Annotated in this window: 18 protein-coding genes; 13 read left to right on the top strand and 5 right to left on the bottom strand. The window is 68.0% G+C overall.

The window, feature by feature from the left end; translation table 11 throughout:
* Positions 1–7 precede the first annotated feature (7 nt).
* From rsmA to H165_RS0115385, 4 genes are all read right to left on the bottom strand, one after another.
* On the bottom strand, positions 8–814 hold the full coding sequence (gene rsmA / locus H165_RS0115400; protein ID WP_017939839.1) for a 16S rRNA (adenine(1518)-N(6)/adenine(1519)-N(6))-dimethyltransferase RsmA: 807 nt from the start codon (positions 812–814) through the stop codon (positions 8–10).
* Positions 815–959: 145 nt separating this feature from the next.
* Positions 960–1,958, bottom strand: a complete 999-nt coding sequence (pdxA, locus tag H165_RS0115395; RefSeq protein ID WP_017939838.1) for a 4-hydroxythreonine-4-phosphate dehydrogenase PdxA — start codon at positions 1,956–1,958, stop codon at positions 960–962.
* Between the two features lie 111 nt (positions 1,959–2,069).
* A complete protein-coding gene (locus H165_RS0115390) occupies positions 2,070–3,344 on the bottom strand; it encodes a peptidylprolyl isomerase (RefSeq protein WP_017939837.1) in 1,275 nt (424 codons plus the stop codon).
* 4 nt (positions 3,345–3,348) lie between these two features.
* Complete coding sequence (locus H165_RS0115385) at positions 3,349–6,129, bottom strand: LPS-assembly protein LptD (protein ID WP_026146667.1); 2,781 nt, start codon at positions 6,127–6,129, stop codon at positions 3,349–3,351.
* A 125-nt stretch (positions 6,130–6,254) separates the two neighbouring features.
* On the opposite strand from H165_RS0115385, the gene H165_RS0115380 reads away from it, so the two are divergent.
* From H165_RS0115380 to H165_RS0115370, 3 genes are read left to right on the top strand one after another with little or no spacing between them, the layout of a single operon-like run.
* Positions 6,255–7,280 carry an aminoglycoside phosphotransferase family protein gene (locus H165_RS0115380; RefSeq protein ID WP_017939835.1) on the top strand — a complete coding sequence of 342 codons (1,026 nt, stop codon included), beginning with the start codon at positions 6,255–6,257 and terminating at the stop codon, positions 7,278–7,280.
* Positions 7,277–7,948 carry an N-acetylmuramate alpha-1-phosphate uridylyltransferase MurU gene (gene murU, locus H165_RS0115375; RefSeq protein ID WP_026146666.1) on the top strand — a complete coding sequence of 224 codons (672 nt, stop codon included), beginning with the start codon at positions 7,277–7,279 and terminating at the stop codon, positions 7,946–7,948. The genes H165_RS0115380 and murU overlap by 4 nt, the downstream gene beginning before the upstream one ends.
* Before the next feature lies 1 nt (position 7,949).
* A complete protein-coding gene (locus H165_RS0115370) occupies positions 7,950–8,732 on the top strand; it encodes a TerB family tellurite resistance protein (RefSeq protein WP_017939833.1) in 783 nt (260 codons plus the stop codon).
* Positions 8,733–8,745: 13 nt separating this feature from the next.
* Here the strand turns inward: H165_RS0115370 and H165_RS0115365 are convergent, their stop codons facing one another.
* A complete protein-coding gene (locus tag H165_RS0115365) occupies positions 8,746–9,735 on the bottom strand; it encodes an alpha/beta hydrolase family protein (RefSeq protein WP_017939832.1) in 990 nt (329 codons plus the stop codon).
* 124 nt (positions 9,736–9,859) lie between these two features.
* On the opposite strand from H165_RS0115365, the gene H165_RS0115360 reads away from it, so the two are divergent.
* From H165_RS0115360 to H165_RS0115315, 10 genes are all read left to right on the top strand, one after another.
* Positions 9,860–12,310, top strand: coding sequence for a PAS domain-containing sensor histidine kinase (locus H165_RS0115360; protein ID WP_017939831.1), 2,451 nt, complete (start codon positions 9,860–9,862; stop codon positions 12,308–12,310).
* A 15-nt stretch (positions 12,311–12,325) separates the two neighbouring features.
* A complete protein-coding gene (locus H165_RS0115355) occupies positions 12,326–12,952 on the top strand; it encodes a response regulator (protein WP_017939830.1) in 627 nt (208 codons plus the stop codon).
* Between the two features lie 177 nt (positions 12,953–13,129).
* Positions 13,130–14,254: an ABC transporter ATP-binding protein gene (locus H165_RS0115350; protein ID WP_017939829.1), complete on the top strand. Its 1,125-nt coding sequence runs from the start codon at positions 13,130–13,132 to the stop codon at positions 14,252–14,254.
* 35 nt (positions 14,255–14,289) lie between these two features.
* Positions 14,290–15,321, top strand: coding sequence for an ABC transporter substrate-binding protein (locus tag H165_RS0115345; protein ID WP_017939828.1), 1,032 nt, complete (start codon positions 14,290–14,292; stop codon positions 15,319–15,321).
* A gap of 145 nt (positions 15,322–15,466) precedes the next feature.
* Positions 15,467–16,717, top strand: coding sequence for an ABC transporter permease (locus H165_RS0115340; RefSeq protein ID WP_017939827.1), 1,251 nt, complete (start codon positions 15,467–15,469; stop codon positions 16,715–16,717).
* Positions 16,718–16,730: 13 nt separating this feature from the next.
* Positions 16,731–17,558: an ABC transporter permease gene (locus H165_RS0115335; protein WP_017939826.1), complete on the top strand. Its 828-nt coding sequence runs from the start codon at positions 16,731–16,733 to the stop codon at positions 17,556–17,558.
* Positions 17,559–17,723: 165 nt separating this feature from the next.
* Positions 17,724–18,401, top strand: coding sequence for a ribulose-phosphate 3-epimerase (gene rpe, locus H165_RS0115330; RefSeq protein WP_017939825.1), 678 nt, complete (start codon positions 17,724–17,726; stop codon positions 18,399–18,401).
* Positions 18,398–19,219, top strand: coding sequence for a phosphoglycolate phosphatase (locus H165_RS0115325; RefSeq protein ID WP_017939824.1), 822 nt, complete (start codon positions 18,398–18,400; stop codon positions 19,217–19,219). Before rpe ends, H165_RS0115325 begins: the two co-directional genes overlap by 4 nt.
* A gap of 76 nt (positions 19,220–19,295) precedes the next feature.
* Positions 19,296–20,783 carry an anthranilate synthase component I gene (gene trpE, locus H165_RS0115320; protein ID WP_017939823.1) on the top strand — a complete coding sequence of 496 codons (1,488 nt, stop codon included), beginning with the start codon at positions 19,296–19,298 and terminating at the stop codon, positions 20,781–20,783.
* 10 nt (positions 20,784–20,793) lie between these two features.
* A complete protein-coding gene (locus H165_RS0115315) occupies positions 20,794–21,387 on the top strand; it encodes an aminodeoxychorismate/anthranilate synthase component II (protein WP_017939822.1) in 594 nt (197 codons plus the stop codon).

The raw sequence follows: 21,387 nt of genomic DNA, 5'->3' as shown, positions 1-21,387 counted from the left end.
GGTGAGTTTAGGGGGCAGGCGCCTGCGCTGCCAACTGGTCGGCGAGGCGCACGAAAGCGGCCAGGTCGAGTTGTTCCGGGCGCAGGCTGCCGTCCACCCCGGCGGCCTCGATGGCCTCGGCGTCGAGCAGGTTTTTCAGGGTATTGCGCAGGGTCTTGCGGCGCTGGTTGAAGGCCTCGCGCACCACCCGTTCGAGCAGGCGGTGGTCACGGGCCGGATGCGGCAGCTCGGCGTGGGGTACCAGGCGGACGATGGCCGAGTCCACCTTGGGCGGCGGGTTGAAGGCCCCGGGGCCGACGTTGAACAGGTGTTCGACCCGGCAGTGGTACTGGACCATGATCGACAGCCGTCCCCAGTCGCCGCTGCCCGGCTCGGCGGCCAGGCGCTCGACCACCTCCTTCTGCAGCATGAAGTGCATGTCGCGGATCAGCCCGGCCTGATCCAGCAGGTGGAAGATCAGCGGCGTGGAGATGTTGTACGGTAGGTTGCCAACCACCCGCAGGGTGTGGGCCTTGTCGCCCAGGCTAGCGAAGTCGAACTTGAGGGCGTCGCCCTGGTGCAGGGTGAAGCGCTTTTCCAGGCCGAAGCGCAGCTTGAGCAGGGGGATCAGGTCCTGGTCCAGCTCGATCACGTCGAGCTGCGCGCCGCTGCCTAACAGTCCGGCGGTCAGCGCGCCCTGACCGGGGCCGATCTCCACCAGGTGCTCGCCTTCGCGCGGCTGGATGGCGCGCAGGATGCGGTGGATGACGCCGGCGTCGTGCAGGAAGTTCTGGCCGAAGCGCTTGCGGGCGCGGTGTTGGTAGAGTTCGGACATGGACGGCTCCGGGGGAGCTGCGGGCAGCTGGATGGGATGGGAAAGGCGCGCAGTTTAGCAGGTGCGGGCAGGGCTGGTCCGCACCTGCGCGCCCGGGCTGGAAGACCTCGCCAGGCGGCGTAGTACTTCGGCGCGACGCCTCCGCCTAGACCTGACGCCGGCTTTCGGCCATCTGGTAGGCGGTTTCCAGGGCCACCTGCAGGCTGCCGGTGTCCACCTTGCCGCTGCCGGCCAGGTCGAGGGCGGTGCCGTGGTCCACCGAGGTGCGGATGATCGGCAGGCCCAGGGTGACGTTCACCGCCGCGCCGAAGCCTTTGTACTTGAGCACCGGCAGGCCCTGGTCGTGGTACATGGCCAGTACCGCGTCGCAGTGCTCCAGGTGCTTAGGGGTGAACAGGGTGTCGGCGGGCAGCGGGCCGATCAGCTCCAGGCCCTCGCCGCGCAGCTGCTCCAGGGTCGGTTCTATCACCTCGAGCTCCTCGCGGCCCAGGTGGCCGCCTTCCCCGGCGTGGGGGTTGAGGCCGCAGACCAGGATGCGCGGCTTGGCGATGCCGAACTTGTCGCGCAGGTCGGCGTGCAGGATGCGGCTGACGCGGGCCAGGCGCTCCGGGGTGATGGCCGCGGCTACGTCCTTGAGGGGCAGGTGGGTGGTGACCAGGGCCACGCGCAGGCCCTGGGTGGCCAGCATCATCACCACCTGTTCGGTGTGGGTCAGCTCGGCGAGGAATTCGGTGTGCCCGGAGAAGGGGATGCCCGCCTCGTTGATGACCCCCTTGTGCACGGGCGCGGTGACCATCCCGGCGAAGGCGCCGTCCAGACAGCCCTGGCCGGCGCGGGTCAGGGTCTCCAGCACGTAGGTGGCGTTCGCCGGGTCCAGGCGGCCGGGCTCCACGGCGGCGCGCAGTGGGCAGTCCCAGACGTAGAGGCTGCCGGCCGGCGCCGGCTGTGTGGGCCAGTGGCCGGGGCCCACCTCGACGAGTTTCACGGCCAGTTGCAGCTGGGCGGCCCGCTCGGCCAGGAGGACGCGGCTGGCGATGGCTACCAGGGCATGGGGCTGGGCCTGGGCGGCCAGTAGCAGGCACAGATCGGGGCCGATGCCGGCGGGCTCGCCGGGGGTCAGGGCGAAGACGAAGGGATTACTCATCGCAGGACTCTCACAGGGGCTGGTGCCGGGGGCCAGTATGCACCAGGCCGGCGCTGTTACGAAAAAGCCCGGCGCTGGGCCGGGCTTCGGGGGGGGGGGGCGAAGTGCGGATCAGAGCTTGATCTCGACGTAGGCCTCGTCGCGGATCTGCCGCAGCCAGGCCTGCAGCTCCTCATCGTACTTGCGGTTGCGCAGCAGGTTGACCGCCTGCTGTTCGCGGACCTGGGCGCTGCTGTCGGTGGCGCGGCGACCGAGCACCTCCAGCACGTGCCAGCCGTAGGGGGTCTTGAACGGCTTGGACAGCTGGCCGCTGGGGGTGTTGGCCATCACCTCGCGGAATTCCGGCACCAGGGCGTTGGGATCGATCCAGTTGAGATCGCCGCCGTTGAGCGCCGAACCCGGGTCTTCCGAGAAGCTCTTGGCCAGTTCGGCGAAGTCCTCGCCGGCCTGGATGCGTTCATAGAGGCGCTCGACCAGGCGCCGGGCCTCGGCCTCGCTGCGGATTTCGCTGGGCTTGATGAGGATGTGGCGGACGTGCACCTCCTCGCGCACCTGGCCGCCGCCGCCGCGCTTCTCCAGCAGCTTGAGGATGATGAAGCCGCCCGGGGTGCGCACCGGCTCGGTGACCTCGCCCGGCTGCAGCGCGCCGATCATGCTGTCGAACGGCGGCGGTAGCTGGGCGGCCTTGCGCCAGCCCATCTCGCCGCCTTCCAGGGCGGTCTCGCTGGCCGAGCGGGCGATCGCCAGCTGGGCGAAGTCGGCGCCCTGGCGCAGTTGCTGGTAGAGCTCGTCAGCCTGGCGGGCGGCGGCCTGTAGGGTCTCCGGGGAGGCGCCGTCTGGCACCGGAATGAGGATGTTGGCCAGGCGGTACTCCTCGGACAGCTGCATCTTGCCCAGGTCGGAAGCGAGGAAGTTCTGCACCTCCTGCTCGGTGACCTGGATGCGCTCGGCGACCCGGCGCTGGCGTACGCGGCTGATGATCATCTCGCGGCGCACCTGCTCGCGGGCGTCGGCGAAGGACAGGCCGTCCTGGGCCAGGGCCTGGCGGAACTGCTCCAGGCTCAAGCCGTTGCGCTGGGCGATGGTTTCCAGCGCCTGGTTCAGCTCCTCGTCGGTGATGCGGATGCCCGAGCGTTCGCCGATCTGCAGCTGGATGCTCTCGATGATCAGGCGCTCGAGGACCTGCTGGGTCAGCACGTGCTCCGGCGGTAGGGCCGCGCCGCGCTTGGCGATGGTCTGCTGGACGTCGCGCAGACGCTGGTCGAGCTGGGACTGCATCACCACGTCGTTGTCGACGATCGCCACCACGCGGTCCAGCAGGCGCACCTCGGCCTGCGCGAGCAGCCCCTGGCCCAGCAACAACGCGCCCAGCAGCAGCGGGCGCATGCAATCAGAAAGCTTGTTCTTCACGTTCACGGTAACCTTGAATGCCCTTGTCGAGGAAGGTCTCGGTCTGGTTGCCAAACACGCCGCCGAGGCCCTTGAGGACGATCTGCAGGAAGATGCCGCGGTCGCCCTTGTCGTTCTCGGAGGGGTTCAGGTCGGTCTCGTCGTAGTCGACCCAGTAGCGGCTGACCAGACGCATCTTCCAGCAGCAGCTGTCGTACTCGAAGCCACCGAAGGCCTCCAGGGTACGGTTGCGGCCATAGTCGTACTGCCAGCGCGACAGCACGCTCCACTGCGGCACGATCGGCCAGATGATGGAGAAGTCGTGCTGGTCGATCTTGTAGTAGTCCTTGATGTAGTTGGGGCTGCCGGGGCGGCCGAAGTCGTTGTTGAAGCCCCAGGTACCGGTGGCCTGGTCGAAGCGCACCACGTCGTTGCGGTAGCGGTAGCCCAGGTTGAGCACCTTGTTGGGGTTGTCCTCCGGCTGGTAGTGGAACATCGCACTACCCGAGCGGGTGTGGTGGCTGTCCGGGTCCCAGTTGAAGGTCGAATTGAAGTTCCAGTCGCGGTTGAAGCGGTACAGGTACTCCAGGGCGTAGGGCGACACCGAGGACTGGGCATCCTCGCGGTCCTTGTAGTCGATGCCCAGCAGCTGCACCTTGCGGTCGCGGAAGTAGATGATCTGTCCGAGGCTCAGGCGCTGGCGCTCGAAGCCGTCGGGCTGGATCCAGCGGCTGGTCACGCCGAGCGACAGCTGGTTGGCGTCGCCGATGCGGTCACGCCCGGAGAAGCGGTTGTCGCGCCACAGCGAGGCGTAGCTGAAGGTGCTCTCGCCAGAGTCGAAGATCGGGATGTCTTTCTGGTTCTCGTAGGGCACGTACAGGTAGCGCATGCGCGGTTCCAGGGTCTGGCGGAACGCCTTGCCGAACCATTGGGTGTCGCGGTCGAAGTACAGGCCACCGTCCAGGCTGGCGATGGGCAGGCCGCGGTCCGGGGAATCGTCGAAGTCGGACTTGGCGATGCCGCCATGCCCCGGGTCCAGCCCTTTGCTGTCCAGCTTGAGGTCGTACTGGGTGTAGGCGTACTTCACTGACGGCTTCAGGAAGCCCCAGGTCCAGTTCAGCGGCAGGCTGACGCCAGGCTCCAGATGGATGCGCTCGCCTTCCGCACGGTTCAGACCGCGCAGGTTGTTGTCGTACCAGGACTGGCGAATGCCGTTCTCGTTGATGAAGTCGCCGCTGCGCAGGTCGCGCTGGAAGCTGACGAACTCGGTGCCGTAGTTGAACTGCAAGCCGCCTGGCTGGAACGGCAGGCGACCGTCCAGGGTGATCTGCGGCAGGCGCTCGTAGGGGGTGACGTCGATGACGCTGGTGCGCTCGTAAGCGTGCAGGTTCAGCCGAGCGGTGTAGCTGTCGCCCCGCCAGCTCAGGCTGCCGCGCTGGTTGAGGAAGTCCGGGGTGTCGATGCCTAGGTCGGTGCTCAGGTCCTGGAAGTAGTAGGGATCGCTGACGTCGGTGTAGTCCACCTCGGCGAGCAGTCGCGAGTTCAGGCCACCCTGGTGCTGCCAGCTGTACATCCAGCGCTGGTCCTTGTAGTCGGACTGCCGCTTGCGTTCGTCTTCCTGGTCATCCAGCCAGGCGGCGCCGATCTGCCCCTCGCTGGTTTTGGTCAGGTAGCGGCCTTCACCTTCCAGCAGCAGGCCGCGCTTGGCCATGTAGGTGGGGTACAGGGTGGCGTCGTAGTTGGGCGCCAGGTTGAAGTAGTAGGGCGTCTTGACGAAAAACCCGGTGTCGCTGGAGCTGCCCACGCTCGGCGGCAGGAAGCCGGACTGCCGGCGATCGTCGATCGGGAAATAGATGTAGGGGGTGTAGAACACCGGAATGTCCTTCACCCGCAGGGTCACGTTGGTGGCGGTGCCGAAGCCGGTGGCCGGGTTGAGGGTGACGTTGTTGCCCTTCAGGTGCCAGGTGTTTTCGCCCGGTTCGCAGCGGGTGTAGGTACCGTCCTTGAGACGGATGATCGCGGTTTCCTCGCGCTTGGCGTAGAGCGCGTTGCCGCGGGCATGGGCAGCGTGGATCACGTACTCGGCGTTGTCGACCTGGGCCTCGCCGTTGTCCAGCTGGATCTCGGCGCGGTCACCGACCACCAGGGAACCCTTGTCGCGCAGGCGTACGTTGCCGACCAGTTCTCCGCGGTTCTCCGCCTGATGCAGGTTGGCCTCGTCGGCCTCGGCCTGCAGGCTGCCCTGGCGCAGCACCACGTCGCCGGCGAGGGTGGCGATCTGCTTCTCCTGCTCGTAGCGCGAGGCCTTGGCGGAGATGTACATGGGCGCTTCGTCCAACGGCGTGGTGTCGTCCATGCCGGGGCGCTGCGGCTCGACGTAGGCGCCGGCGCAGTAGGGGCCGGTTTCCGCCAACTGGGCAGGGGTCAGTTGGTCGCGCGGTACCCAGTCCAGGTGGCTGTAGTCGGCGCTGCGCGACTGCAGGCCCTTGCCCTTGCTTTCGCTGACCAGGGCGGTGGCGGGCTCGGCCGGCTTGCCGTCCGCTTCCGCGGGCTTGGCCCCGGGCGCGGCACTGCTCACCGCCGAGGCGCTGTGCGCCGGACGTGGCGGCAGGGCGGCGGTGGGCGTCCTGGGCGCACAGGCCCAGCCGCCGGAGGGGGAAACCTGACAGTCGAACTGCTCGGCGGCGGTGACCTGCTGGGCGGCTACGCTGTGGATGGCCAGCAGGCCGCCGGTGATCATGAGCGGGAACTTTCTGCGAAACGAAGGGCTGTTTACTGCCATCTTATAAGTCCGGGCTTCCTGCGCGCCTTCGGCCGGTGAGGCCGCACGCCACTCGATGGGCTGAAAAAGATGCTGGATAATAAAGCATGACCCGCACAACGGCTAGCGCCGCCGGAGACCACCCGATGCCTCAAGAAGATGTACGCCTGGGCCTGCTGAGTGCCTGGTTGGATCAGTGTTTGCCGGATTTGTTCGCGCGCCAGGGCTGGGGCCCGGTGCCCACCGGCAGCCTGACCCCGGCCAGCAGCGATGCCAGCTTTCGTCGCTATTTCCGCTGGCAGGCGGACGGTCGCAGCCTGATCGTCATGGATGCGCCGCCGCCTCAGGAGGACTGCCGGCCCTTCGTCAAGGTCGCCGGCCTGCTGGCTTCCGCTGGGGTGCACGCGCCGCGCATCCTCGCCGCCGACCTGGAGCGCGGCTTCCTGCTGCTCGACGATCTGGGGCGCCGCACCTACCTGGAAGTGATCGATGCCGACAACGCCGATGCGCTGTTCGGCGACGCCCTGCAGGCCCTGCTGGCCTTCCAGCGGCTGCCCCTGGACGCCGGCCTGCCGCATTATGACGAGGCCCTGCTGCGCCGCGAGCTGCAGCTGTTCCCCGAGTGGTACGTGCGGCGCCACCTGGGCATCGTCTGGCAGGCCGGGCAGCTGGCCGCCTGGGAACGCTGCTGCGCGCTGCTGATCGACAGTGCCCTGGCCCAGCCCAGGGTGCTGGTGCACCGCGACTACATGCCGCGCAACCTGATGGAAAGCACGCCCAACCCCGGAGTGCTGGACTTCCAGGACGCGGTCTACGGGCCGGTCACCTACGACGTCACCTGCCTGTTCAAGGACGCCTTCCTGAGCTGGCCGGAGGAGCGCGTGCACGGTTGGCTGGAACGCTACTGGAGCCAGGCCCGCGCCGCGGGCATCCCGGTGCAGGCGAGCTTCGCGGAATTCCAGCGCGCCAGCGACCTGATGGGCGTGCAGCGCCACCTCAAGGTGATCGGCATCTTCGCGCGCATCTGCCACCGCGACGGCAAGCCGCGCTACCTGACCGACGTGCCGCGCTTCTTCGCCTACATCGACACCGTGCTGGCGCGGCGTCCGGAGCTGGCCGAGCTGGGCGGACTGCTCGCCGCTCTGCCGCGTGGCGAGGGGCAGCCGGCATGAAGGCGATGATCCTCGCCGCCGGCAAGGGCGAGCGCCTGCGCCCCCTGACCCTGCACACCCCCAAGCCGCTGGTGCGCGCCGGCGGCCAGCCGCTGATCGAGTACCACGTGCGCGCCCTGGCCGCCGCCGGCTTCGAGGAGCTGGTGATCAACCATGCCTGGCTCGGTCAGCAGATCGAGGACTACCTGGGCGATGGCGCGCGCTTCGGGGTGCGCATCGCCTATTCGCCGGAAGGCGAACCGCTGGAGACCGGCGGCGGCATCCTGCATGCCCTGCCGCTGCTCGGTGAGGCGCCCTTCCTGGTGGTCAACGGCGACGTCTGGACCGATTACGACTTCGCCGCCCTGCGCCGGCCGCTGAGCGGCCTGGCCCATCTTGTGCTGGTGGACAACCCGCCCCATCACCCGCAGGGCGACTTCCGCCTGCAGGCCGGGCAGGTCCGCGATGCCGAGGCCGGCTCCCCGGCGCTCACCTACAGCGGTCTGGCGCTGCTCGACCCGGCGCTGTTCGTCGGTTGCCAGCCTGGGGCCTTCAAGCTGGCACCCTTGCTGCGCCGTGCCATGGCCGACGGACTGGTGAGTGGTGAGCATTTCGCCGGGCGCTGGATCGACGTGGGCACCCACGAGCGCCTGGCGGAAGTCGAACGGCTGCTGGCGGAGACCCGCTGAGATGCTCTGGCCGGCCACCCTGATCGGCAGTGTCGCGGGCCTGGTCCTGGCCAGCATTCCCGGAGCGTTGCTCGGCGCCCTGCTCGGGCAGGTGGTGGACCGCCGGCTGAACCTGCGCAGCTGGCGCGATCTGCTCGCCCACCTGCGCGGCTCGGCGCTGCACGAGGCGCCGGTGCAGATCGACGAGCGTGAGCTGCTGTTCCGCCTGCTCGGCCGCCTGGCCAAGAGCGACGGCGTGGTGCAGGAAAGCCACATCCAGATGGCCCGCGGCGAGATGCAGCGCCTGCACCTGGATGCGGCGGCGCAGCGCGAGGCCATTGAAGCCTTCACCCGCGGCAAGCAGGGCCTGGACGACCTGAAGCGTCCGCTGAGCGCGCTGCGTACCCGCCGCGAGCGGGGCGAGGCGCTGTTGCGCGCCTGCTGGCGGATGGCCTGGGCGGATGGTCGGCTGGGGCGCAACGAGCAGGCACTGCTGCTGGAGTGGGGGCGCTGGCTGGGCTGGTCGACGGAGGCGGTGCAGCGTCTCGGTCGCGACTACCAAGCGGCCGGTCAGCCGGTGGCGCCCGGCAATGCCTATCAGGAGGCGCTGCGTCTGCTCGGGGTCAGCGCCGATGCTGATCCGGCGACCATCAAGCGTGCCTACCGCAGGCTGCTCAGCCAGAACCATCCGGACAAGCTAGCCGGCAGCGGTGCCACGCCGGCACGCGTGCGCGAGGCCACCGAGCGCACCCGCGAGCTGCACAACGCCTACCGGCTGATCCGCGAGCGCCGGGGCTTCCGCTGATTGATTGGCGGCACTAGGTGCCGCTGGCGTGCTGGGCGCGCAGCTGAAGCAGCAGCCAGCCCTTGATGCGCCGGAACAGTTGTTCCTGCTCCACCGCCGGATTGCCCGGCAGGCTGGTCATGGCGATCTGCAGGTAGGCCGGCAGCGGCTGCCGGCGGGCGGTCTGGAGGCGCTTGCGGGCGGCCGTGCGGGCGGCCGGGTCGTCCTTGTAGTAGAAGTCGCCGGTGGCCAGCCTGAGGTTCGGGATCAGCTGTTCCAGGGCCGGCCCGAAGCCCTCGGGGCTTCGGGCGGCGACCATCAGCAGGTTGTGGATGCGTGGCGCGGGTTCCTCGGCCAGGTAGCGGGCTGCCCAGTAGGCGCCGCTAGCGTGGCCGAGGAAGATGATGCTCTCCGGCTCCTGCCGCTCGGCGAAGGCCAGCGCGGCGCGGAGGCGGGCCAGTACCCGGGCGGCATGGCGTTCCAGGCGCGCCTCCGGACTTGCCGCGGCAGGGCTGTCCACGGGGGCTTCGGCCTGAGCGTCCGTTGCGGCGGCCTGCTCGTCGGCTTGCGGCTCATCCGCGGCGGCATCCGGCGCTTCCTCCGGTGTCGGCGGCTCGGCGGCGCGTAGTGGCAGGCCGTCCTGCGGGTCGGGGAGGGTCAGGCTCAGGGTGTGCCAACCGGTGTCCGGCAGCTTGCGGCGCAGCGGGCCGATCGCCCTGGGCCAGTCGGCGGTCTCGCCGTCGCCGGGGATGAGGATGATCACGCCGCTGGGTTGCTCCACGTTGGCCGGCTGCCAGAGGGCCAGGAAGCGTTCCCCGTCGGCCTCCAGCCACTGCTGTTCCTCGTTCGGCAGACGCTGCTGCAGGGTGGCCGCCGCATCCGCGCTGCGCTCGCTGAACGGCCGCTCGCTCGCGGCGGGCGGTGCCTCGTCCGCCGGGGTGTCCTCGGCCTGCGCCGGGGGCAGCACGGCGAGCAGCAGGGACAGGCACAGGGCGGTCAGTCGCGGGCGCAGGGGATGGCGCATCCTGGTATTCCGGTAGGGACGATGGGCGCAGCCTACTGTGTCGCCCACTTTTTGTCAGTCCGGGTTTCGCCTCCGAGGGGGCGTCTGGAGTAAGGTAGCGCTCTTGTCTGTCCGGGGATGTCCGATGAGCCGTTGGCTGTACCTGCTGTTCTGCTGTTGTCTGGCGACTGCCGCCCTGGCCGCGCCGGAGCCGGTGGAGGTGCGGCTGAGCGCCGAGCAGCGCGCCTGGCTGGCCGAGCACCGCGAGTGGCGGGTCGGCGTGGTGCTGCAGGCGCCCTATGCCCAGCAGGATCGTCGCCTGCGCAAGCTCTCCGGGGCCAACATCGAACTCATGGAGTGGCTGGCATCCGTGCTCCAGGTGGAGCTGCGCTGGCAGACCTATGCCGATCTCAACGAACTGGAGGCGGCCCGCCGTGCCGGCAGGGTGGACGTCGCTCCGGGGCTCGGCCAGACCCCCGCGGGCCTGCGCCAGTGGCTGTTCACCGACCCCTACCTGCGGGTGCCCAACCTGCTGGTGGGTGAGCGCAGCGCCGCCGGGGCGGTGGAGTTGGAGCGCCTCACCGTCGAGGAGCCGGTGGCGGTGCGCATGCCCAGCAGCGTGGCGGACTTCCTGCGTGGCACCTATAGCAACCTGCGCCTGCAGCCGGTGAAGAGCGAGCGCGAGGCGCTGCGCCGCGTGCTGGAGCGCCGCGCCTATTACGCGGTGATCGATGAGGCGCAGCTCACCCGGCTGTCCCGCGAGCCGGAGTTCGCCGAGCTGGTGGTGGTCGCCGACGTCGGCCTGCCGCAGCTCCTGCGTATCGCCTCGCGGCGCGACTGGCCGCAGCTCTCGGCGATCCTCGACAGCGCCCTGCACGCCCTGCCGCCCAAGGAACTCGAGCAGCTGCGCAGCCGCTGGCTGACCATACCGCGGCAGCACCTGAGCGCCGCGCCGGGCGTCTGGCAGAACCTCAGCCTGCTGCTGTTCACCCTACTGCTGGCCTGCGCCTCGGTGATCGCCTGGCAGCGCCGCCAGCTGCAGGGGCTCGAACGGCGCCTGCGCGAGGCGCGTGGCACTCTGGAGCAGCGCGAGCTGGCAGAGGAGGCGCTGCGCCTCACCCAGTTCTCCATCGACCAGAGCACCGTGGGTATCCTCTGGGTCAACTGGGACAGCCATGTGCGCTACGCCAACCGCGCCGCCGAGCAGATCCTCGGCTACGCGCCCGGCGGCCTGGTGGAGAGGCCACTGCAGGAGTTCCAGCCCGATCTGAACATGGACCGCTGGCTCAACCTGTGGCGCCGGGTACGCAGCAGCGGCGGCGAGGCGCTGCACTTCGAGAACGAATGCCGACGCAGCGACGGCAGCTTGCTGCCGGTAGACGTCACCCTGAGCTTCCTGCGCTTCCGCGACGCCGAGTACCTGGTGGTCTACCTCACCGACGTCACCGAGCAGCGCCGCGCCCGCGCCGCCCTGGCGGAGAGCGAGGCGCGCCTGAAGGGCATCGCCGGCAACGTGCCGGGGCTGGTGTTCCGCCTCGAGCAGCCGGAGCCGGGGGCGCCGGTGGACTTCGCCTTCATCAGCGAGGGCAGCGAGCAGTTGGTGGGCTACCCGGCGGCCACCATCCAGGCGGCGGATTTTGGCATCCGCAGCCTGGTCCACCCGGAGGACAGTGCCTCCTACCATGCCACCCAGGATGCCGCCATCGCCGCAGGTCGCGACTGGCAATGGCAGGGGCGCATCCTGACCCGCGACGGCCAGGTGCGCTGGGCGGACATCAAGGCCAGTGCGCGCAGCCTCGGCGAAGGCCGCACGGTGTGGGACGGGGTGGTCTGGGACATCAGCGAGAACAAGCGCATCGAGCTGGAGCTGGCCGAGTCCCGGACGCGACTGCGCGAGCTGTCGGCGCATCTGGAGAGCGTCCGCGAGGAGGAGAAGGCGCGCATCGCCCGCGAAGTGCACGACGAGCTGGGCCAGGTGCTCACCGTGCTCAAGCTGGAGGTGTCCATGTGCGAGCTGGCCTACGGCGCCCTCGACCCCGGCCTGCAGGAGCGCCTGGGCAGCATGAAGCGGCTGATCGCCCAGCTGTTCCAGCTGGTGCGCGACGTGGCCACCGCGTTGCGCCCGCCGATCCTGGATGCCGGCATCGCCTCGGCCATCGAGTGGCAGGCCCGGCGCTTCGAGGCGCGTAGCGGTATTCCCTGCCTGGTGGCGGTGCCCGAGCAACTGCCCGAGCTGAACGATGCCAAAGCCATCGGCCTGTTTCGCATTCTCCAGGAGGCGCTCACCAACGTGCTGCGCCACGCCCGGGCGGATAGCGTGGAACTGCGCCTGCAGGTGGAAGGCGCTACTCTGGTGCTGGAAATTGCCGACGACGGCTGCGGTTTCGACCCGACCGCGGCGGGCAAGCAGTCCTTCGGGCTGGTGGGCATGCGCGAACGGGTGCTGATGCTCGGCGGCAGCCTGGACATTGCCAGCCGGCCGGGGGAGGGCTGTACCCTGAGCGTACGGGTACCGCTGGAGTCGGCGGGCGGCGCCGGGGAGCGCACGGCGACGAACGCAGCGGTAGAGCCGCTGCCGACCGGGCGAGCTGACTGACGAGGAGAGAACGAAGTGATTCGCGTACTGGTCGCCGAGGACCACACCATCGTCCGCGAGGGCATCAAGCAACTGATCGGCTTGGCCAAGGACCTGGAAGTGGCCGGCGAGGCCGCCAATGGCGAGCAGCTCATGGAAGCGCTGCGCCACACCCCCTGCGAAGTGGTGCTGCTGGACATCTCCATGCCCGGAGTCAATGGCCTGGAGGCCATTCCGCGGATCCGCGCGCTCAGCGAGCCGCCGGCTATCCTGGTGCTGTCGATGCACGACGAGGCGCAGATGGCCGCCCGCGCCCTGAAGACAGGGGCGGCCGGCTATGCCACCAAGGACAGCGACCCGGCCCTGCTGCTAACCGCGATCCGCAAGGTGGCCAGCGGCGGCCGCTACATAGACCCGGAGCTGGCCGACCGCATGGTTTTCGAGGTCGGTCTGACCGACGAGCGTCCGCCCCATGCGCTGCTCTCCGAACGGGAGTTCTCGGTGTTCGAGCGCCTGGTGCGCGGCGACAGCGTCAACGACATCGCCCAGGAACTGGCCCTCAGCAGCAAGACCATCAGCACCCACAAGGCGCGCCTGATGCAGAAGCTGGGCGCCAACTCGGTGGCCGATCTGGTCCGCTACGCCCTGGAGCACAAGCTCTAGCATGCCGTCCCGGCTGGCTGGTCGGCGGTCGTCCCATCTCCCGACCTTGTGTAGGGATTTCCCTACAAAGGGGCTTCTTTCTGGCTGATAGCAATCTCTCCTGCGCCCCGATTTGCCACGCCCACCGGCTTATCTAGGATTCACCCACGGCTTACAAGAAATTCGAAGGTGTGGGCTATGAGCGAGGCTGTGACCAATCAGTCCGGGAATGCCGATGTGCTGGTGAGCTTTCGTGGCGTGCAGAAGAGCTACGACGGCGAGAACCTGATCGTCAAAGATCTCAACCTGGACATTCGCAAGGGCGAATTCCTCACCCTGCTGGGGCCCTCCGGCTCCGGCAAGACCACCAGCCTGATGATGCTGGCCGGCTTCGAAACCCCGACCGCGGGCGAGATACTCCTCGCCGGTCGGGCGATCAACAACGTGCCGCCGCACAAGCGTGACATCGGCATGGTGTTCCAGAACTACGCCTTGTTCCCGCACATGACGGTGGCCGAGAACCTGGCCTTCCCGCTGTCGGTGCGCGGCGTGAACAAGAGCGACGCTAGCGAGCGGGTCAAGCGCGCCCTGGCCATGGTGCAGCTGGAGAAGTTCCGCAACCGCTATCCGGGGCAGCTCTCCGGCGGTCAGCAGCAGCGCGTGGCGCTAGCCCGTGCGCTGGTCTTCGAACCGCAGCTGGTGCTGATGGACGAGCCGCTGGGCGCGCTGGACAAGCAGCTGCGCGAGCACATGCAGATGGAGATCAAGCACATCCATCAGCGCCTCGGCGTCACCGTGGTCTACGTCACCCACGACCAGGGCGAGGCGCTGACCATGTCCGACCGCGTCGCGGTGTTCCACCAGGGCGAGATCCAGCAGATCGCCCCGCCGCGGGAACTCTACGAACAGCCGTGCAACAGCTTCGTCGCCAACTTCATCGGCGAGAACAACCGCCTCACCGGGCAACTGGTCAGCCGTGACGGCGACCGTTGCGTGGTGGCTCTGCCCCGTGGCGAGCGGGTCGAGGCGCTGGCGATCAACGTCGGCCAGCCGGGTGAGCCGGTCACCCTGTCGATCCGTCCCGAGCGGGTCAGCCTTAACGGTCGCAGCGAACAGTGCATCAACCGCTTCACCGGGCGCGTCGAGGAGTTCATCTATCTGGGTGATCACGTGCGGATCCGCATGGAGGTGTGCGGTCACTCGGATTTCTTCGTCAAGCAGCCGATTGCCGAGCTCGATCCCGCCCTTGCGGTGGGTGACGTGGTACCGCTCGGCTGGCAGGTGGAGCACGTCCGCGCCCTCGACCCGCTACAGGCCGAGTAAGGCGTTCCAATCGCTGTCAACGTGGGAGAAGAACAATGAAGAAAGTACTGAAGATCTCTGCTCTGGCCCTGGGGATGGCCTGTGCGGCGCCGCTGCTGGCCGCCGACCTGACCGTGATTTCCTTCGGCGGGGCGAACAAGAACGCCCAGACCAAAGCCTTCTACAAGCCCTGGGAACAGGCCGGCAACGGCAAGATCATCGCCGGCGAGTACAACGGCGAGATGGCCAAGGTGAAGGCCATGGTCGACACCAACAGCGTGACCTGGAACCTGGTCGAGGTGGAATCGCCGGAACTGGCCCGCGGTTGCGACGAGGGTCTGTTCGAGGAGCTGGACGCCAGCCTGTTCGGCAATCCCGAGGACTTCGTGCCGGGCGCCCTGACTCCCTGCGGCGCGGGCTTCTTCGTGTGGTCCACAGTGCTGGCCTACAACGCCGACAAGCTGCAGAGCGCCCCGAGCGGCTGGGCGGATTTCTGGGACGTGAAGAAGTACCCGGGCAAGCGTGGCCTGCGCAAGGGCGCCAAGTACACCCTGGAATTCGCCCTGATGGCCGACGGCGTCGAGCCCAAGGACGTCTACGAGGTGCTCGCCACCAAGGAAGGCCAGGACCGCGCCTTCGCCAAGCTGGACCAGATCAAGCCGTACATCCAGTGGTGGGAGGCCGGCGCCCAGCCGCCGCAGTTCCTCGCCTCCGGTGACGTGGTGATGAGCTCCGCCTACAACGGCCGCATCGCCGCGGTGCAGAACGAGAGCAACCTGCAGATCGTGTGGAACGGCGGCATCTACGACTTCGACGCCTGGGCCATCCCGAAGGGTGCCAAGGACGCGGACCTGGCGCGGAAGTTCATCGCCTTCACCCTGCAGCCCGAGCAGCAGAAGGCCTACTCGGAGAACATCGCCTACGGTCCGGCCAACGCCAAGGCCATCGACCTGCTGGATCCGAGCCTGCTGAAGAACATGCCGACCGCCCCGGAGAACATCGCCCACCAGGTGGCGATGGACGTGACCTTCTGGGCTGACTACGGCGAGCAGCTGGAACAGCGCTTCAACGCCTGGGCGGCCAAGTAAGTCCCCACCTGCCGGTCGCGGCCTTCGGCTCCGACCGGCACGGCCAGGCCGGGCGAGCCTGTCTCGTCCCGGCCGGTCCACCGAATGCTTTGCGAGCAGGGCTCGCTCCTCGAAGTCACTAACGATTCAGCTACCGGAGCCCACCATGGCCACTACCGCCGTCCTCTCCGAACCCGTCTCCGGCCCGAGCCTCAAGCAGCGCCTGGCCAGGGCCGAGCGCATGAACCGCCTGAAGGCCCAGGCGCTGGTCCTGCCGCTGCTGGTCTTCCTGCTGCTGGTCTTCGTCCTGCCCATCGCCATGCTGCTCTACAAGAGCGTCAGCAACCCCGAGGTGGTCGGCTCGCTGCCGCGCACCGTGGAGGCGATCGCCGAGTGGGATGGCAAGGCCCTGCCCGACGAGACCGTCTACAAGGCCCTCAGTCAGGATCTGGTGGAGGCGCGCAAGCAGCAGACCATCGGCGACCTGTCCAAGCGTCTGAACATGGAGCTGGCCGGCTACCGCAGCCTGATGGCCAAGACCGCCCGTGCCCTGCCGTTCAAGCAGGAACCGGCGTCCTACAAGGAGGCCTTGGAGACCCTCGACGAGCGCTGGGGTGACCCCGCCTACTGGCAGGTGATCCGCCGCAACGCCAGTGCCTTCACCGCCTACTACCTGCTCGCCGCGCTCGACCACCGCATCGACGACCTCGGCGAACTGGCCGCAGCCACTCCGGATCAGGCCATCTACCTGGAAATCTTCGCCCGCACCTTCTGGATGAGCCTGGTGATCACCGTCATCTGCCTGGTGCTGGCCTACCCGCTGGCCTACCTGCTGGCCAACCTGCCGGCGCGCCAGAGCAACCTGCTGATGATCCTCGTCCTGCTGCCGTTCTGGACCTCCATCCTGGTCCGCGTGGCGGCCTGGATCGTGCTGCTGCAGTCCGGTGGCCTGATCAACAGCGCGCTGATCAAGCTGGGGCTGATCGACCAGCCGCTGGAGCTGGTGTTCAACCGCACCGGGGTGTACATCGCCATGGTGCACATCATGCTGCCGTTCATGATCCTGCCCATCTACAGCGTGATGAAGGGCATTTCGCCCAGCTACATGCGCGCGGCGATCTCCCTCGGCTGCCACCCGTTCGTCAGCTTCTGGCGGGTGTACTTCCCGCAGACCGTCGCCGGGGTCGGTGCCGGCTGCCTGCTGGTGTTCATCCTCTCGGTCGGCTACTACATCACTCCGGCGCTGCTGGGCAGTCCGAACGACCAGATGGTCAGCTACTTCGTCGCCTTCTACACCAACACCAGCATCAACTGGGGCATGGCTACCGCACTGGGCGGCCTGCTGTTGTTCGCCACCCTGGTGCTCTACATGGTCTACGGCTGGCTGGTCGGCGCCAGCCGGATGCGCCTGAGCTAAGGAGAGAATCGAGATGCTCACGCCCTACATGTCTCCGATCGAACGCATTTGGTACTACAGCCTGCGCCTGATCTGCGCTCTGATCCTGCTATTCCTGGTCCTGCCGGTGCTGGTGATCGTGCCGCTGTCCTTCACCAGCGGCACCTTCCTGGTCTACCCGATCCAGGAGTTCTCGCTGCGCTGGTACCAGGACTTCTTCAGTTCCGCGGAGTGGATGCGCTCGCTGAAGAACAGCCTGATCGTCGCCCCGGCCGCCACTCTGCTGGCCATGGTGTTCGGCACCCTGGCGGCGATCGGCCTGACCCGTTCCGACTTCCCCGGCAAGGCGCTGATCATGAGCCTGGTGATCTCCCCCATGGTGGTGCCGGTGGTGATCGTCGGCGTGGCCTGCTACCTCGCGTTCGCTCCGTTGGGCTTCGGCAACAGCTACCTGGGACTGATCGTCACCCACGCGGTGCTCGGCGTACCCTTCGTGATCATCACCGTGTCGGCCACCCTGCAGGGCTTCAACTACAACCTGGTGCGCGCCGCGGCCAGCCTCGGCGCCTCGCCGCTGACTACCTTCCGCCGGGTGACCCTGCCGCTGATCGCCCCCGGGGTCATCTCCGGCGCGCTGTTCGCCTTCGCCACCTCCTTCGACGAGGTGGTGGTCACGCTGTTCCTCGCCGGCCCCGAGCAGGCCACCCTGCCGCGGCAGATGTTCAGCGGAATCCGCGAGAACCTGAGCCCCACCATCGCCGCGGCGGCCACCCTGCTGATCGGCTTCTCGGTGGTCCTGCTGCTGACCCTGGAATGGCTGCGCGGGCGTAGCGAGAAGTTGCGCACCGCGCCTGTGGAGTAAGGCGCGCCAGCGCTCCGCACGCTCCTTTTCCCCAAGGTCCCGGGACGCCCCTGGCGGTGTTCCGGGGCTTTCTTTTCATAGGATTCGCTGACCTGGGGCAGCCCGCCAGGGAGCGAGTCGGGCTACAATTCGCGCCACCCGATCTCGCCCTGAGGCCCATTCTCCATGCAACCCTACGCCATCGCTCCGTCGATCCTGTCCGCCGATTTCGCCCGCCTGGGTGAGGATGTCGACAGGGTGCTCTCCGCCGGCGCCGACATCGTCCATTTCGACGTGATGGACAACCACTATGTACCCAACCTGACCATCGGCCCCATGGTCTGCGCCGCGCTGCGCAAGTACGGCATCAGCGCACCCATCGACGTGCATCTGATGGTCAAGCCGGTAGACCGCATCATCGGCGACTTCCTCGAGGCCGGCGCCAGCTACATCACCTTCCACCCGGAAGCCTCGGAGCACATCGACCGCTCCCTGCAGCTGATCAAGAGCGGCGGCGCCAAGGCCGGCCTGGTGTTCAACCCGGCCACCCCGCTGGACTGCCTGAAGTACGTGATGGACAAGGTCGACATGATCCTGCTGATGAGCGTCAACCCCGGCTTCGGTGGCCAGAAGTTCATCCCCGGCACTCTCGACAAGCTGCGCGAGGCCCGTGCGCTGATCGACGCCTCGGGCCTGGATATCCGCCTGGAGGTGGATGGCGGGGTCAACGTGCAGAACATCCGTGAGATCGCCGCGGCCGGCGCCGACACCTTCGTCGCCGGCTCGGCGATCTTCAACCAGCCCGACTACAAGGCCGTGATCGACGCCATGCGCAGCGAGCTGGCGCTGGCCCGGCAAGCATGAGTCTCGAACTGCTGTTTCCCGGACGCCTGCCGCGCCTGGTGATGTTCGATCTGGACGGCACCTTGGTGGACTCGGTGCCGGATCTGGCTGCCGCGGTGGACCGCATGCTGCACGCCCTGGGGCGCCCGGCGGCGGGCGTCGAGGCGGTGCGCCAGTGGGTCGGCAACGGCGCCCGGGTGCTGGTGCGCCGCGCCCTGGCCGGCGGCCTCGACCACGGCGCGGTGAGCGACGAAGAGGCCGAGCAGGCCCTGGCGCTGTTCATGGACGCCTATGCCGAAAGCCACGCCCACACCTATGTCTATCCGGGGGTCAAGCCGACCCTCAAGTGGCTGAAGCGCCAGGGCGTGGAAATGGCGCTGATCACCAACAAGCCGGAGCGCTTCGTCGGCCCGCTGCTCGACGACATGAAGATTGGCCGCTATTTCCGCTGGATCATCGGCGGCGATACCCTGCCGCAGCAGAAGCCCGACCCGGCGGCGCTGCTGTACGTCATGCAGATGGCTGAGGTGAAGGCCGAGGATGCCCTGTTCGTCGGCGACTCGCGCAACGACGTGCTGGCCGCCCGCGCCGCCGGGGTGCCCTGCGTGGCACTGTCCTACGGCTACAACCACGGCCGGCCGATCCACGAGGAGTCGCCCACCCTGGTGATTGACGATCTGCGCGAACTGCTGCCGGAAGGTTGCCTGGAGTCGAACGCTGGGGTAATGTCGCGAGACTCCGCAGCAAACCCACCACCAAGAGACAGCATCGTGGTCGTTGCCCGCAAACACTGGATGAAGGTGATCAAGGCCCTGGCCCGTTGGCGCTGGCGCGCCTGACCTATCCTCGCCGGCCTGACCGGCACCGTTTGCCCGTAACCCGACCCGAATCCTCCTGATTGCCACGAGGCTGCTCATGACCCGCGAAGAATTCCAGCGCCTGGCTGCTGCCGGCTACAACCGCATCCCGCTTGCCCGCGAAGTCCTCGCCGACTTCGACACCCCGCTGTCCATCTACCTCAAGCTGGCCGACGCGTCCAACACCTACCTGCTGGAGTCCGTGCAGGGTGGCGAGAAATGGGGCCGCTACTCGATCATCGGCCTGCCCTGCCGTACCGTGCTGCGCGCCTACGAGCAGCGGGTCAGCGTGACCCGCGACGGCGAGGAGATCGAAAGCCTGGAGTGCGAGGACCCGCTGGCCTTCGTCGAGGCCTTCAAGGCCCGCTACCGGGTGCCGAGCATCCCCGGCCTGCCGCGCTTCAACGGCGGCCTGGTCGGCTACTTCGGCTACGACTGCGTGCGCTACGTGGAGAAGCGCCTGGCGCGCTGCCCGAACCCGGACCCGATCGGCAATCCGGACATCCTGCTGATGGTCTCCGACTCGGTGGTAGTGTTCGACAACCTGGCTGGCAAGCTGCACGCCATCGTCCTGGTCGATCCCGGCGAACCGAACGCCTACGAGGCCGGCCAGGCCCGCCTGGAGGCGCTGCTCGACGGCCTGCGTCAGCCGCTGGCGCCGCGCCGGGGCCTGGACTTCAGTGCGGTGAACGCCCCCGAGCCGAGCTTCCGCTCCAGCTTCACTCGTGAGGACTACGAACGCTCGGTGGAGACCATCAAGGAATACATCCTCGCCGGCGACTGCATGCAGGTGGTGCCTTCGCAGCGCATGAGCATTGCCTTCGAGGCCGCGCCCATCGACCTGTACCGGGCGCTGCGCTGCTTCAACCCGACCCCCTACATGTACTTCTTCAACTTCGGCGACTTCCACGTGGTGGGCTCCTCCCCGGAGGTGCTGGCGCGGGTCGAGGATGGTCAGGTCACCGTGCGGCCGATCGCCGGCACCCGGCCGCGCGGCGCCACCGAGGAAGCCGACCGGGCCCTGGAGGAGGATCTGCTCTCCGACGCCAAGGAGATCGCCGAGCACCTGATGCTCATCGACCTGGGCCGCAACGATGTCGGCCGGGTCGCGCAGATCGGTACGGTGAAGCTCACCGAGAAGATGGTGATCGAGCGTTACTCCAACGTCATGCACATCGTTTCCAACGTCAGCGGCCAGCTGAAGCCGGGTCTCTCGGCGATGGACGCGCTGCGTGCCATCCTCCCGGCCGGGACCCTCTCCGGCGCGCCGAAGATCCGCGCCATGGAGATCATCGACGAGCTGGAGCCGGTCAAGCGTGGCGTCTACGGCGGAGCGGTCGGCTACTTGGCGTGGAACGGCAACATGGACACCGCCATCGCCATCCGCACGGCGGTGATCAAGAACGGCGAGCTGCACGTGCAGGCCGGCGGCGGCATCGTCGCCGACTCGGTGCCAGCCCTGGAGTGGGAAGAGACCATCAACAAGCGCCGCGCCATGTTCCGCGCGGTCGCCCTGGCCGAACACAGCCACAAGAACCACGCCTGAGGATGTCGCCATGTTGCTGATGATTGATAACTACGATTCCTTTACCTACAACGTGGTGCAGTACCTCGGCGAACTGGGCGCGGACGTCCACGTGGTGCGCAACGACGAGTTGACGGTCGCCGAGATCGAGGCCCTGAAGCCCGAGCGCATCGTGATCTCCCCCGGCCCCTGCACCCCCAACGAGGCCGGGGTGTCCCTGGAGGTGATCCGCCACTTCGGCGGCAAGCTGCCGATCCTCGGAGTCTGCCTCGGCCACCAGAGCATCGGCCAGGCGTTTGGTGGCGACGTGGTGCGCGCCCGCCAGGTGATGCACGGCAAGACCAGCCCGGTGTTCCACAGCGACAGCGGGGTGTTCGAAGGACTCAAGAACCCGCTCACCGTGACCCGCTACCATTCCCTGGTGGTCAAGCGCGAGACCCTGCCCGAGTGCCTGGAGATCACCGCCTGGACCCAGCACGCGGACGGCTCGATCGACGAGATCATGGGCCTGCGCCACAAGACCCTGAACATCGAGGGCGTGCAGTTCCACCCGGAATCCATCCTATCCGAGCAGGGCCATGAGCTGTTCGCCAACTTCCTCAAGCAGCAGGGCGGGGTACGCTGA

Origin of the sequence: Pseudomonas thermotolerans DSM 14292, from assembly GCF_000364625.1 — a bacterium.
Taxonomy (GTDB): domain Bacteria; phylum Pseudomonadota; class Gammaproteobacteria; order Pseudomonadales; family Pseudomonadaceae; genus Aquipseudomonas; species Aquipseudomonas thermotolerans.
The sequence above is the reverse complement of the archived record's forward strand: the minus strand, read 5'-3'. Positions and strand labels throughout refer to the sequence as shown.

Bases quoted from the DNA above. Each gene is read 5' to 3' on its own strand.
- H165_RS0115350 (WP_017939829.1), top strand. From the start codon at position 13,130: ATGAGCGAGGCTGTGACCAATCAGTCCGGGAATGCCGATGTGCTGGTG.
- rpe (WP_017939825.1), top strand. From the start codon at position 17,724: ATGCAACCCTACGCCATCGCTCCGTCGATCCTGTCCGCCGATTTCGCC.
- H165_RS0115365 (WP_017939832.1), bottom strand. From the start codon at position 9,735: ATGCGCCATCCCCTGCGCCCGCGACTGACCGCCCTGTGCCTGTCCCTG.
- murU (WP_026146666.1), top strand. From the start codon at position 7,277: ATGAAGGCGATGATCCTCGCCGCCGGCAAGGGCGAGCGCCTGCGCCCC.
- H165_RS0115335 (WP_017939826.1), top strand. From the start codon at position 16,731: ATGCTCACGCCCTACATGTCTCCGATCGAACGCATTTGGTACTACAGC.
- trpE (WP_017939823.1), top strand. From the start codon at position 19,296: ATGACCCGCGAAGAATTCCAGCGCCTGGCTGCTGCCGGCTACAACCGC.
- H165_RS0115325 (WP_017939824.1), top strand. From the start codon at position 18,398: ATGAGTCTCGAACTGCTGTTTCCCGGACGCCTGCCGCGCCTGGTGATG.
- H165_RS0115385 (WP_026146667.1), bottom strand. From the start codon at position 6,129: ATGGCAGTAAACAGCCCTTCGTTTCGCAGAAAGTTCCCGCTCATGATC.
- rsmA (WP_017939839.1), bottom strand. From the start codon at position 814: ATGTCCGAACTCTACCAACACCGCGCCCGCAAGCGCTTCGGCCAGAAC.
- H165_RS0115340 (WP_017939827.1), top strand. From the start codon at position 15,467: ATGGCCACTACCGCCGTCCTCTCCGAACCCGTCTCCGGCCCGAGCCTC.
- H165_RS0115360 (WP_017939831.1), top strand. From the start codon at position 9,860: ATGAGCCGTTGGCTGTACCTGCTGTTCTGCTGTTGTCTGGCGACTGCC.
- H165_RS0115345 (WP_017939828.1), top strand. From the start codon at position 14,290: ATGAAGAAAGTACTGAAGATCTCTGCTCTGGCCCTGGGGATGGCCTGT.
- pdxA (WP_017939838.1), bottom strand. From the start codon at position 1,958: ATGAGTAATCCCTTCGTCTTCGCCCTGACCCCCGGCGAGCCCGCCGGC.
- H165_RS0115380 (WP_017939835.1), top strand. From the start codon at position 6,255: ATGCCTCAAGAAGATGTACGCCTGGGCCTGCTGAGTGCCTGGTTGGAT.
- H165_RS0115370 (WP_017939833.1), top strand. From the start codon at position 7,950: ATGCTCTGGCCGGCCACCCTGATCGGCAGTGTCGCGGGCCTGGTCCTG.
- H165_RS0115315 (WP_017939822.1), top strand. From the start codon at position 20,794: ATGTTGCTGATGATTGATAACTACGATTCCTTTACCTACAACGTGGTG.
- H165_RS0115390 (WP_017939837.1), bottom strand. From the start codon at position 3,344: ATGCGCCCGCTGCTGCTGGGCGCGTTGTTGCTGGGCCAGGGGCTGCTC.